Origin of the sequence: Leptolyngbya sp. GB1-A1, assembly GCF_039962475.1 — a bacterium.
Taxonomy (GTDB): domain Bacteria; phylum Cyanobacteriota; class Cyanobacteriia; order Elainellales; family Elainellaceae; genus Leptolyngbya_A.
This window is the reverse complement of record NZ_JAMPLI010000080.1, coordinates 1-12,748: the sequence shown is the minus strand read 5'-3', so window position 1 is coordinate 12,748 and position 12,748 is coordinate 1. Positions and strand designations below refer to the sequence as shown.

Annotated in this window: 7 protein-coding genes, 2 tRNA genes and 3 pseudogenes; 4 read left to right on the top strand and 8 right to left on the bottom strand. The window is 49.2% G+C overall.

What is annotated here, in order from left to right; all coding sequences use genetic code 11:
• Positions 1 to 200: 200 nt before the first annotated feature.
• Together NDI45_RS29100 and NDI45_RS29095 are read right to left on the bottom strand one after the other, a co-directional pair.
• Positions 201 to 1,778, bottom strand: coding sequence for an NAD(P)H-quinone oxidoreductase subunit 4 (locus tag NDI45_RS29100; protein WP_348249861.1), 1,578 nt, complete (start codon positions 1,776 to 1,778; stop codon positions 201 to 203).
• 483 nt (positions 1,779 to 2,261) lie between these two features.
• Entirely contained in the window at positions 2,262 to 4,358 is a 2,097-nt protein-coding gene (locus tag NDI45_RS29095) for an NAD(P)H-quinone oxidoreductase subunit 5 (protein ID WP_348249859.1), read from the bottom strand.
• 751 nt (positions 4,359 to 5,109) lie between these two features.
• Here NDI45_RS29095 and NDI45_RS29090 point away from each other — a divergent pair.
• From NDI45_RS29090 to cysW, 3 genes are all read left to right on the top strand, one after another.
• Positions 5,110 to 6,168: a sulfate ABC transporter substrate-binding protein gene (locus tag NDI45_RS29090; RefSeq protein WP_190791530.1), complete on the top strand. Its 1,059-nt coding sequence runs from the start codon at positions 5,110 to 5,112 to the stop codon at positions 6,166 to 6,168.
• A gap of 108 nt (positions 6,169 to 6,276) precedes the next feature.
• Complete coding sequence (cysT, locus tag NDI45_RS29085) at positions 6,277 to 7,128, top strand: sulfate ABC transporter permease subunit CysT (RefSeq protein WP_190791531.1); 852 nt, start codon at positions 6,277 to 6,279, stop codon at positions 7,126 to 7,128.
• Between the two features lie 7 nt (positions 7,129 to 7,135).
• Positions 7,136 to 7,999, top strand: coding sequence for a sulfate ABC transporter permease subunit CysW (gene cysW, locus NDI45_RS29080; protein WP_190791539.1), 864 nt, complete (start codon positions 7,136 to 7,138; stop codon positions 7,997 to 7,999).
• A 252-nt stretch (positions 8,000 to 8,251) separates the two neighbouring features.
• Here cysW and NDI45_RS29075 read toward each other — a convergent pair whose 3' ends face one another.
• From NDI45_RS29075 to NDI45_RS29060, 4 genes and pseudogenes are all read right to left on the bottom strand, one after another.
• Positions 8,252 to 8,581, bottom strand: a complete 330-nt coding sequence (locus NDI45_RS29075; protein ID WP_190791532.1) for a hypothetical protein — start codon at positions 8,579 to 8,581, stop codon at positions 8,252 to 8,254.
• Between the two features lie 289 nt (positions 8,582 to 8,870).
• A tRNA-Gly gene (locus NDI45_RS29070) sits at positions 8,871 to 8,942 on the bottom strand.
• 311 nt (positions 8,943 to 9,253) lie between these two features.
• Positions 9,254 to 9,385: pseudogene (locus NDI45_RS29065) on the bottom strand (LuxR C-terminal-related transcriptional regulator); the annotation flags it as partial.
• 279 nt (positions 9,386 to 9,664) lie between these two features.
• The gene (locus tag NDI45_RS29060; protein WP_348249860.1) at positions 9,665 to 10,075 is read right to left on the bottom strand and encodes a CorA family divalent cation transporter; all 411 of its coding nucleotides are present in this window, start codon (positions 10,073 to 10,075) and stop codon (positions 9,665 to 9,667) included.
• Positions 10,076 to 10,197: 122 nt separating this feature from the next.
• On the opposite strand from NDI45_RS29060, the pseudogene NDI45_RS29055 reads away from it, so the two are divergent.
• Positions 10,198 to 11,030, top strand: a pseudogene (locus tag NDI45_RS29055) (IS5 family transposase).
• Positions 11,031 to 11,104: 74 nt separating this feature from the next.
• Here the strand turns inward: NDI45_RS29055 and NDI45_RS29050 are convergent.
• Both NDI45_RS29050 and NDI45_RS29045 read right to left on the bottom strand, forming a co-directional pair.
• Positions 11,105 to 11,421 (bottom strand): annotated as a pseudogene (locus NDI45_RS29050) (IS5 family transposase); the annotation flags it as partial.
• A gap of 387 nt (positions 11,422 to 11,808) precedes the next feature.
• Positions 11,809 to 11,881 (bottom strand) — tRNA-Met (locus NDI45_RS29045).
• Between the last annotated feature and the right edge of the window lie 867 nt (positions 11,882 to 12,748).

The window sequence follows — 12,748 nt, the reverse complement described above, 5'->3', positions numbered from 1 at the left end:
TCGATTACACGAGTGCGTAAATCCGTTGAGTAAGCGACAGGCATTTCACCAACTTGATAGATTGTCCACTCGTTAGCTTAATAGAAAAGGGGCTAATTACCTAAAAACTGCTGTAAACCAAAAACCCTTCAGGCAAAAATTCTTCAAAAACAAAGGGGACATTACTGCCCCCAGAGTCAATCGGTTTGATTTTGCAAGATTTATTCGATCGCCGGAGCAGTCGCAGGCTGAAGGGCAATTGGCTTCGATCGCGTTTGCTGTTCTGCCATTGTCGCTAACGAATTTTGCAGCGTTGCTGTAACCGCCAGCGTTTTCGCATCGTAGACCTGGGTGATCAGCTTCGGATATAAGCCAATCCCGATGATCGGAATCAGCAGACTGGCAATGATAAACACTTCTCGCGGTTCTGCATCAATCAGAGCTTCGTGAGATACCAGCTCTTTGTTTTCAGGACCAAAGAAGATTTCGCGCAGCATCGACAGTAGATAAATCGGAGTCAGGATCACGCCGACCGCAGCCAGGGTAATCACAATCACCTTAAAGGTCATGCTGTAGGCATCGCTGGTTGCAAATCCCACAAACACCATGATTTCTGCAACAAAGCCGCTCATGCCGGGCAACGCCAACGACGCGAGCGAACAAGCCGTGAACATGGCGAAAATCCTGGGCATCTTTTGACCAACCCCGCCCATCTCGTCCAGGATCAGGGTGTGAGTACGATCGTAGGTTGCTCCCACCAGGAAGAATAGACTTGCCCCGATTAGACCGTGGGACACCATTTGCAGCATCGCGCCGCTTAAGCCCAGGTCAGTAAAAGAAGAAATCCCGATCAGCACAAAGCCCATGTGAGAGATCGAGGAGTAGGCAATCTTGCGCTTCAGGTTGCGCTGAGCAAACGAAGTCAGTGCTGCATAGATGATATTAACGATGCCCAGGATAATCAGAATCGGCGCGAAGTAAACGTGAGCATCGGGCAGCATTTCCACATTCATCCGAACCAGCGCGTATCCACCCATTTTCAGCAGAATGCCTGCCAGCAGCATGTGGACTGGGGCAGTCGCTTCACCATGCGCGTCCGGCAGCCAGGTATGCAGCGGGAAGATCGGCAGCTTCACTGCGTAGGCAATCAGGAACCCGCTATAAACCAAGAGCTGGAAGTTGAGCGGGTAATCCTTTTGCATGAGCGATCGCATATCAAACGTGACTGTATCGCCGTAAAACGCCATTGCCAGCGCACAGACGAGAATGAACAGCGAACCGCCTGCGGTATACAGGATGAACTTGGTCGCTGCGTAAAGGCGTTTCTTGCCGCCCCAGATCGATAGCAGCAAGTAAACCGGAATCAGCTCCAGCTCCCACATTAGGAAAAACACCAGCATATCCTGCACAGCAAACACGCCAATCTGTCCGCCGTACATCGCCAGCATCAGGAAGTAGAAAAATTTGGGCTTCAGCGTGACGGGCCACGATGCCAGGATCGCCAGCGTGGTAATAAATCCGGTTAGCAAAATCAGCGGCATCGAAATTCCGTCTGCGCCCACGGACCAGCGCAAATCAAGCGCAGGAACCCAGGAGTAGCTTTCCACAAGCTGCATTCCCGGATTCGAGGGGTCGTACTGGGTATAAAAGGCATACACCAGGATCACAAAGTCGATCAAGCCGACGATCAGGGCATACCAGCGCACTGTTTTACCGTCTTTATCCGGGATGAGCGGGATAAACAGGGAAGCAACAATGGGTAGAAGAATTGAGGTGGTTAGCCAGGGGAAGTTCTCGATAGTCATGGCGTTTTGTGATGAGTGCTTGAGGAATGAGGTATTCTCTTCCCGTCACAAGCTCATTGTTGTGGGTTTATAGAGAATTGTCAGTCTGGAAAACGGAAGATTTTACATTTCTTGAGAGTGTGAACTTTAGGGAGGGGTTAGAGAAGCCGAAACTGCCCTCCAGCCCCCAATTCTGAGAGAAACTGAGCCTTTAAAAGCTAAAAGCCTTCTTTATATAACCAGAATGTTGGTGGCTCAAAGCGCCTTAGAATCGGGGGATTTAAGAGGCAAGGATAGGAGCTAAAACGCGGCTCAAACCCTTGCTGAACCCGATCGAAAAAGGGAAACAGCATAGACAATCCTGCAACCGTTCTACCCTGCTTCCCCCAGAAACTGCTGATTTTTAAGGTTGAATTAATTGAAAGCCAAATAATTTCAAGGATTCGGGCAGGTTAGGAAAAATAGATTCACTCAACCTGCCCAATGAAATCTAAGCGATCAGGTGACACCGGAGACCAGCACCAATCCCAGCACTGCACCAAACACAATCAGCGCGTAGAACTGCACTCGACCATTTTCCAGGTATTTCAGGGCTTCCCCAGTAACCAAGGTGACAAAGCCAGTCAAGTTAACCAGACCATCTACGATTCGTACATCCACTTCCAGCACTTGCCGTGCCAGACGACGACTGCCCTGCACAAACAGCACATCATACAGGTCGTCGAAGTACCACTTGTTCAGGGACAGGTTGTAGAGCGGCTTGATCTTCTCAGCGATCGTCCCTGGATCAATCTTGCGGCTCAGATACATGAGCGATGCTAGCGTAATCCCGATCAGCGCGATGCCCACCGAGCTACCCGCCATAATCAGGAATTCGGTTAGATCAAACTCAGATGCCATTTCTGCGGTAGCGGTAAGCTGCTCTGCCATCACCCCATGACCGGGATGGATGAACTCCTCAAAGTAGTTCGCAAAGGGAGTGCCTACCAGACCGATCAGCACAGAGGGAATCGCCAGTGCCATCAGCGGCAAGGTCATTGTAATTGGCGATTCGTGGGGTTCACTATGGTGATGTTCGTCGCCCGTGTGCGCCTCATGGTCTTCCCCTTCAGCAGACAGTTCGAGTTCCTGAGAGTTCATTGCGCCAGGACCGATCGACAGACCAAGACGCTGGAGCTGCTCTAGCTTAAGCTGCTGCTTGATCGCAGAATTCGTACCCCGGAATTCGCCTTCAAAAGTGCTGAAGTACATCCGGAACATGTAAAATGCCGTGATTCCAGCCGTTGCCCAGCCAATGCTCCACAGAATTGGGCTGACTTCAAAGGTGGAACCCAGAATTTCATCCTTTGACCAGAACCCAGCAAACGGGGGAATTCCAGAGATCGCCAGCGTACCGAGCAAGAAGGTAATTGCTGTAATGGGCATATACTTCCGCAGACCGCCCATCAGCCGCATATCTTGCGCATAGACTGGATCGTGACCGACTACGCCTTCCATCCCATGAATGACGGAACCCGAACCAAGGAACAGCATCGCCTTAAAGTAAGCGTGGGTCATCAGGTGGAATAGCCCTGCTCCATACGCGCCCACGCCCATTGCCATCACCATGTAGCCCAACTGGGACATCGTGGAATAGGCAAGACCCTTCTTGATGTCGTTTTGGGTAATGGCGATCGAGGCTCCCAGGAAGGCAGTAAAGGCTCCTGTCCAGGCAATAACGTTCATTGCGCTGGGGATGTTTTCAAACACCGGATACATCCGGGCAATCAGAAATACACCTGCTGCCACCATCGTTGCAGCATGAATCAGCGCGGAAATGGGCGTTGGACCTTCCATTGCGTCCGGTAGCCAGACGTGGAGGGGAAACTGAGCTGACTTCGCCACAGGTCCCAGGAACACCAGCACCGCAAACAAGCCTGCCAGTGCCATGCTGATTGCGCCCGACTCGACGAGCTGGGTCAGGCGATCGCCCATCAAATCAAACTCAAACGTATTCGTTGCCCAGTACAAACCGAGAATGCCGAGCAGCAGCCCAAAGTCGCCGACCCGGTTAGTTACAAAAGCTTTTTGACAGGCATCTGCGGCTGCTTTACGGTCATACCAGAAGCCAATCAGCAGGTAGGAACACATCCCCACCAGTTCCCAGAAAATATAGACTTGCAGCAGGTTCGGACTAACGACCAAACCCAGCATTGAAGAACTAAATAGACTCAGATACGCATAAAAGCGGACATAACCGGGGTCATGAGCCATGTAACCATCGGTGTAGATCATCACGAAGAAGGCAACCGTCGTGACGATTACCAGCATCATCGCTGTAATGTGATCAATGGTGTAGCCCATACTCAGGTGGAAGTCACCTGCCGCCGCCCATTCAAAAATCTGGGTATAGGGGGCGTGTCCTTGAATTTGGCTCCACAGCAGCGCGAACGAGAAAAACATTGCAGCTCCCGTCAGCGACACAATAAACGTGGAGCTTAGACTGCGAAGCTTGCTGACTGTTTCGCCATAAGAAATCAAACCCAAACCCAGCACCATCGCCCCTGCTACGGGCAGAAAGGGGATTAGCCAGGCATATTCATACATCGGTTCCATGACTCACGCCCACTCCAAAAAGCAATTCAATTGAGTTGGCAAAACCGTTTACATTGTGACACAGACAAGTCACCCTGATTCTTGAACAGAGGAAAACAGATAGGAATTTGTGCCTATTACCCACTCTGAAGCAGGCAGGAGGATTAATCTGTTGTCAAAGGAACAGTCGCCTACAAGCTTAATTGTTCTTCAAGATTACGTCGAACGTCACTTGGTAGAAATCACCCGATCGCGTCAATCCTTCGATCGACCGAGGTGAAGTCGTATATAAAGGTACCCAAAGACGGAGCGTGAACAGAAGTCAGAACAGAGGTCATCAGACGATCGGTAGACGAGGCTAAGCAAAACCTGGTTCAGGATTACACGATTAACGGTTCAAAGCAGTGCCATTTCAGGTCGAAATCCTGTGCGTTTGCCCCCAGGCTAAGGTAGTCTCATATTAATTCCGGTAATTCGGTCGGGATTATTGGGTTTAAGATTGTTTGAGAGGCTGTTTGACCAGTAATCTATAGACAGTGATGTTTGTGAGCTGTCTCCCTAGTCCCCAATTTTGGATAAAACTGAGCTTTTTCCTGGATTCAAAGCTGCCGAAGTTAGGGAATCGAGGGGGTAAGGGGAAACAGAGGATATTGGGCAGGTAACCTAGGTCGTTGGTTCTTAGGTCATTGGTCATTCGTTATAGCGTTTGATTTTGTCTCGCCGATTTTGTTTTTGAGCTGTTGATTCTTGAGTTGTTGGGGTTGAGTTTTTCATGGTTGGGTCTGGCTACCAATTTTTTAGAGGTCGATCGCTTAAAAGGTTAATCGCAGGGTTTTTGTTGGGGATCAGCTTATCGATTTCGATCGTGGCTTGCAGTTCGGTAGGAAGTTCCCGTTCCCAGGTTGAGCTAACGCTGGTTTCCTTTGCAGTGACGCGATCGGCATACGAAAGCATCCTGCCCCTATTTGCGGCAAAGTGGAAGGTAGAGCATCAGCAGGACGTGGTCTTTAATCAGAGCTATGGTGGGTCGGGCGCGCAGGCACGGGCTATGGTGGATGGCTTAGATGCCGATATTGTCAATCTCGCCCTCGCACTGGATATGAAGCGAATTGAGAAAGCCGGACTGCTTCAGGCGGGTTGGGATCAGCGGATTCCGCATGGGGCGATCGTCACGCACTCTGTTGTGGATCTGGTGACTCGCGAGGGCAATCCTAAAAACATTCAGGGTTGGGCGGATCTGGCGCGAGAAGATGTGCGCGTGGTGACGGCAAACCCCAAGACTTCCGGCGGGGCACGCTGGAACTTTATGGCACTCTGGGGCGCAGTGACGCAGCGAGAGGGCAATGATATGCAGGCGTTAGACTACACGAAGCGCGTTTACAGCAATGCGCCAGTACTCCCTAGAGACGCACGGGAAGCCAGCGACGCTTTCTTTCAGCAGGGACAGGGCGATGTGCTGCTGAATTATGAAAATGAAGTGATTTTGGCACGGAAAAACGGCATGGATCTGCCTTCGGTGCTGCCGACCGATATCAATGTCTCGATCGATAATCCGATCGCTGTTGTGGATACCAATGTAGATAAGCACGGAACTCGTGCCGTCGCGGAAGCATTTGTGCAGTTTTTGTTTACACCAGAAGCACAGCGAGAATTTGCCAAAGCCGGATTTCGTCCAGTCGATCAGCAGATTGCTCAGGAGTTTGCAGCGCAGTATCCCAAAGTTAATAACCTATTCACGGTGAAAGAGCTAGGGGGCTGGGGTCAGGTGCAAGCCAAGTTCTTTGATGACGGAGCAGTGTTTGACCAGATTCAAGCCAGCCTTCGAGGGTAGCTTAATGTTCTTTGCAATGTAGATCCTCAAACATTGCTCCAACAATCTCCCAGCCCCGACACCTAAACCCTCATTTATTATCGATATCCAATCTCGGAGTTTTAGCGGATGACTTCTACGTCTCAATCGCCGGTGAGCCGCCCGGAACGTTCTGGTAAATTCTCACTGCCATCGCTGCCCTGGCGCGTCACTATCCTGTATCTCGCGGTGATGCTGCTGTTGCCGATCGTTGCCTTGTTTATGAAGGCAAGCAGCCTCAGCCTGTCCAAAATTTGGCAGATTGCCACTGATCCAGTCGCGCTGTCTGCTTATGATGTGACCTTTACGACTTCCCTGGCGGCGGCAGGCGTTAACGGAATTGCAGGAGTGATTATTGCCTGGGTGCTGGTGCGCTACGAGTTTCCTGGCAAGCGATTTTTAGATGCGGCGATCGATCTGCCCTTTGCCCTACCTACATCAGTGGCAGGTTTAACGCTGGCAACGGTGTATAGCGATAACGGCTGGCTTGGCTCACTGCTGGCTCCGTTTGGAATCAAGATTGCTTTTACACGGCTCGGCGTGTTTGTTGCCATGCTGTTTATTTCGCTGCCGTTTGTGGTGCGAACCGTACAGCCCGTTTTACAAGAAACCGAAATCGACGTGGAAGAAGCTGCCTGGTCGCTGGGGGCTTCCCCGAATCAGACCTTCTGGCGCGTGGTGCTGCCGCCGCTCCTGCCTGCGATTTTAACGGGCGTTGCGTTGGGGTTTGCCAGAGCGGTTGGAGAATATGGATCGGTCGTGATTGTGTCCTCCAACATTCCGTTTAAAGATCTGATCGCACCCGTTTTGATCTTTCAACGGCTGGAGCAGTACGACTACACGGGGGCAACGGTGATTGGTCTGGTCATGCTACTAGTTTCGCTGACGATGCTGCTGGCAATTAATCTTTTACAGGCTTGGGGACGACGCTATGGCTCATAACACTGGGATGACGGTCGATCGATCGAATCAAAAACTTAAAGCTGCAAACCAAGTAGGCTCGGGTGCCTGGGTGAAATGGGGGCTGATTGGCTTCGTGGTGGTTTATCTGGGCTTGATTCTCTTTATCCCTGCCCTGAACGTTTTTGTGCAGGCCTGTAGTGGCGGCATCGCTGGATTTCTGCATACCTTTAATGAGCGCGAGTTTCAGAATGCCGTGAAGCTCACGCTGATCATTGCAGCGATTGTCGTCCCGGTAAACACCATCTTTGGACTCTGTGCCGCCTGGGTGATTGCTCGCAATCGCTTTCCGGGTCGAACGCTGCTCCTGAGTATTCTAGACTTGCCCTTCTCGATCTCCCCAGTGGTCGCGGGTTTGATGATCGTGCTGCTTTACGGACGGCAGGGCTGGTTTGGTCCGATGCTGCAAGCGATCGATCTCAAGGTGATTTTTGCACTCCCTGGCATGATTTTGGCAACCTCGTTTGTATCGCTACCGTTTGTGGCGCGGGAAGTGATCCCGGTTCTAGAAGAAGTTGGACCAGAGCAGGAAGAAGCGGCGAAAACCCTGGGCGCGAAAGACTGGCAAATTTTTTGGCGCGTCACCCTGCCTAATGTGCGCTGGGGTTTGATTTACGGAATTATCCTAACCAATGCGCGGGCGATGGGCGAGTTTGGAGCCGTCTCCGTTGTATCAGGCAATATTCTGGGCAAGACACAAACAATGCCGCTCTTTGTTGAAGAGGCATATAAGCAATACAACACCCAGTCTGCCTACACTGCTGCAACGCTGCTGGCTTGTCTGGCGATCGTCACGCTGATTGTGAAGGAAATTGTGGAGCGCAGAACGGGAATCAAAAAAGGAGCAGGCTGATTTTTGTAAGCACCAGCTTTTATGACTTCCAGCGTCAGTACACTGTAGCTTTATCCTGGAGCTTCAGCAGATCCTCCACCTTTGCAAATTGACGATCGCACGCTTCCTGCAATTGATCGAGATCCTCGACTTTCTGCAGGAAGTTTTGCGATTCAGTTCTGCCCCTGCTCAGTCATTGGCATCCGCAGCGTGAATGCCATTCTCATGTTGACGATCGGGGTTCGCAGTAGATGGGAAATGATGCTGAAAAAATTATCGTTGAGCCAGTTGAGCTGACCGAATACTCCTCGTATGCCGCCGCAGTTCCAGGATGAAGCGATCGACCGCAAACTTAGAAATTCCCTGCTCAATCAGTCTTTGCATTAAGCGGCTGAGCATTGCATCGGTGATCTGCTCGACGTTAATTCCTGATTGAGGATGTGTGAGTCGGTTCCAATATTGCTGGGCTTCCCCTTCCGGGTTGCTCTCAATTCGCTGATTGTAATAATTAGCTATCGCTTGATTGCAGGCAGCTCTCCAGCAGTTCCAATACTCGATGACAGCTGTGAACGAGAACGGCGAGCGTTGAACGACGTGGGACATAAACTCTATACCTGAAGTTAGAGGGCATGAACTTCGATTTAGTATAGAGGTCAATACGATCGGGATTACTGAATTGTTACGGAACGATTTAACTCTGATTCACACTAATTTATACTCAAAAATTCGTACTTACAGAAATTTATATTCAAAAATTCATGCTTAGAAGAGAATTTCAATTTCCCGCATTGCTACCCTAGAGCTTCTTCAGAACGGGTTCACCAGGGTTAATAATATTCAGGTGTTGAGGTAAAGCTTTTTATTCCAGACATTCTAATTCCAGATAACTCTAAGCGGGTGATGGGACTCGAACCCACGACGTTCACCTTGGGAAGGTGACATTCTACCACTGAATTACACCCGCGCGACCGATTAAAATCGTGTTATTTAGCATAGCGTATTTTAGACCAATCGATCGATTATTCCGTGACTGAACTGGCTTAATCAAGTTACTCTTTGGGCATTGGTTGTGTTGCAAAAAACGGTCTCTGGCAAGGCAAACAAGCCCAGCTTTGCCTTCTCCCCCTCCGATGTCTACTCATGCTCTATCTCTAGTCGTCTATTCTGTTCGTCAATTAAAGTCAAAGGCGTATGGTAATACTGGTATCGCGCTGTCGCCCTTCTTTATCCCAAACCAAATCCCAAACCAACGTTAAACTACTAATGTTCAAATGCCTATGGGTTAGATAGCAACTGCTGGTCAATAAGACTTTTTTGAATGGCGATGACTGCTGGTTGGCTACGATCGCGTACGTCCAATTTCTGCAAAATGGCATGAACGTGGACTCGTACTGTTCCGGGTGCAATGAGTTTGTTTGCCCTCAATGTCTAATGTTGCCAAAACATTTTTCTGATTCAAGCTAAAAATTGTGATTCCTCGTTCAGACAGGCGTTGCTTCTGTTCCGTCACGTTCATTGCAGCATGTTACGACGGGTTGCGGATTTGTCGCTCACGTTTGAATCCCTCCTGCTCCTCCTACTTCCGCTTCAGGTACGGTTGCTGTAAAGTTTGGCGATCGCTCCGATGGATAGCCCCATTCGCATTACCATCTTCAGAAACACCAGTTTTCAAGCGCATTTTGTAGTTTATTGTAGTAATTTTTTTGCACCGGAACTTCGATGCTTGTTACTCGCTTTAACCGTGGATAAACTGCTAAACCAACCCTTACCCCAGAAGAAGAAGACCATCCTCACAGCAACACTCAACATAAAAGCTAGAGTCGCAGGATACTCCCAATACCAGTTCAACTCTGGCATATTCCAGGGAGATTCCTCGGTGTTGAAGTTCATTCCATAGATCCCAATGATAAAGGTTAGAGGAATAAAGATGCTGGAAATCACGGTCAACGTTTTCATGATTTCGTTCAACGGTTGCTGACAGGAGATAGGTAAACATTCATCATGCTGGACGCTAAACTCCCGATAGGTTTCGAGCATATCCAGGATTTGAATGCTGTGGTCATAACTGGAGTTTAGACTAAGCGAAGGGTGGAACAGCTAAAAAAGAGCAGCCAAAATAAAAGACCTCCTGCACGAATGGGAGGAAATGTGCCAGTTAGGAACAAAGGCTTGCAAAAGGGGTAGGCGCATGGCAGAACTGAGCACAAGGAGGAATTGCCATGCCTTACCAAGAATTGCAAAGCCTGTCTGCTGGAGAGTTTAAGCGATTGTGTGGCGTGAGTCGGGAAACCTTTGGCGAGATGGTCGAGGTGTTACGCCCCCACCTGGAACGCCAGGGACAACGAGGCGGACAAAACAAACTGAGCGTTGAAGACCAATTGCTGGTGACATTGGAATATTGGCGGAAATATCGCAGCCAGTTTCACATCGGTACGAGTTGGGGACTGCATGAAACCACAATCGGACGCATTATCCGGAAAGTGGAAGACATCCTGGTCAAGTGCGGTCCGTTTCGCCTGCCCAGCCAACGGCAGTTGTACAAGCTCGGATGGGAATGGAAAGTGTTGATGGTGGATGTGGGCGAAGTTGAAATTGAACGCCCGAAAAAAAACAGAAACGTTACTACAGTGGCAAGCAAAAGTGCCATACGCTGAAGGCGCAACTGCTAGTGGAGTTTGATAACGGGCAAGTGATTGCTACCGCAACCGCCAAGGGCAAGATGCATGACTTCAAGCTGCTGAAACGAAGCCGACTGCCCTTTGTGCCATCGCAGTTATGTTTAGCTGACCCGAGGGGTATCAGGGGTTTGCTAAGCGTCATGCTGGGGCTTGTACTCCCACGAAGAAACCGCGCAACCAACCGTTAGCTGAGGACGAGAAGCAGCACAACCCTTGCATTAGCAAGACTGCGGGTGAGGGTGGAGCATATCATTCGTCGCTTCAAGATCTTTCGCATCTTCTCAGGACGCTACTGCAACCGAAGACGGCGGTTTGGCTTGCGCTTGAACTTGATTGCGGGACTACTCAACCACGAACTGGCACATCCTTGCTGATTCATGCAGGAGGTCTATTGTAGACCCCCCAAATTGAACGATATTACCCCCTATCTAACCCTTCGACTGCTATAAGGGGTTCCCAGTCCATCGACAAAGGTATGTAGTTTACTACTAAACCCACCACGACTGCGCCCTAGCGCTTGCATTTGCTGCCCTCCCCTTTTGCCCCGGCTGCACAGGCGTGAGCACGTAAAATCGTGCTATCAAGCAGCAGGTTTTCTAAGTCCGGTTCTATAAGCAAGCGCTGGTAAAGCTGTTGCCAAATGCCGCAACGACTCCAACGGTCGAAGCGCTTGAACACACTGTTCCAGTTGCCATAGCTTGACGGCAGCATTCGCCATTGTGCCCCACTTCGATCAATTCACAAAACAGCTTCCATGAAGCGGCGACATTGCGCTTCGTTTCCGATATAAATGCCCGGTTGATACCGCAACAGCTCAAGCAGTTTGTGCTAAAGTTCGTTGCTCAGTAGAGTCGGAGTTGACATCGCCTTTTAGCTTATTCAGCCCAACTTCACACAATGTTCAACACGACCTAGGACCAATGGTTTTGGATCTAGGATTACTTGAGCTTTAAATCTAAAACCATCTGTCGTGCGACAACCTGCATGACTTTTCCCTTAGTACTTTTACACCCAAGTGTAAACTATTTTTAGTTCACCAGTACTATTTTTACACCAGTTTTACACCAGTTTTTCGCCCAAATTCCCCTCTTTTACCTCAAAAAATTTCAGGGAGATCACCATAACAACCTCCCTAAAACGCTTTATCCTTGATGGCTCAGGCGGGATTTGAACCTGCGACCTTGGGCTTATGAGTCCCCTGCTCTAACCACTGAGCTACTGAGCCTAGCAATAGTTTCAAATGAAGAAAACTTTCATAGTCATTTATCGTCACTCAAAACCAATGTTTTTCATTATAACCATTTTGCTTCTCACTTGGCAAGGGCAGAACTTAGGAGGTCAACAATTCTCACTTTGGCGATTCAGCTAGTAATGCAATGTTCTAGGCCCGTGAAAACAGCTTAAGGGGTGACAGTAAAGCTAAAATACCCACTAGAAGTCATTTTTAGCGATCGAGCATCCACTAAAAATGAGCATTCTCTTTTATGTTCTCAAGTGCTTTCCTATTACTGAAAGCGCGGGAAATGAAAGCCTCTGAATTTGGACTTACTTTTTTACGACTACCTGAATAGCAATTTTGGCTTGAAGCCAAGTGCTTGAAGCAGTTACCCAATGAGCTTTTTAAACTGATTTTCACCCCTAAGAATAAAATGTCCTATTCAACATAGGTATAAATGAAAAACATTAAAGGCATTGCATAATGAGAATATGAAATGAGGGTACAACTCATGCAATAGACCTCTTGCATAGATCAAATGGCAAGTGCAATCTCAAAGTTGAGAATGCCTGCGAGAAGACGAGCTCTGCGGGTAAAGTGCTACCGACAATCGCGATAGGACCTATCAAGACGCGGAACCGCTTAAGTCGATGTGCCCGTCCCTCAATAAATCATACGTCTATTCAGCAACACCGCATTAAACAAGGAATAAGATACTAAAATTCCTTCTCTACTGAAGCAGCAGAAAAGGAACATTATCGAAAATTACCCTGGCATCGAGCTATTGTTGCAGGAAGCAACCCTCCAACTATCGTCGCCGTTTCAGCGTTTCACACCTGAGTTCGGGATGGGTCAGGGTGGGTCCACCGTACCATA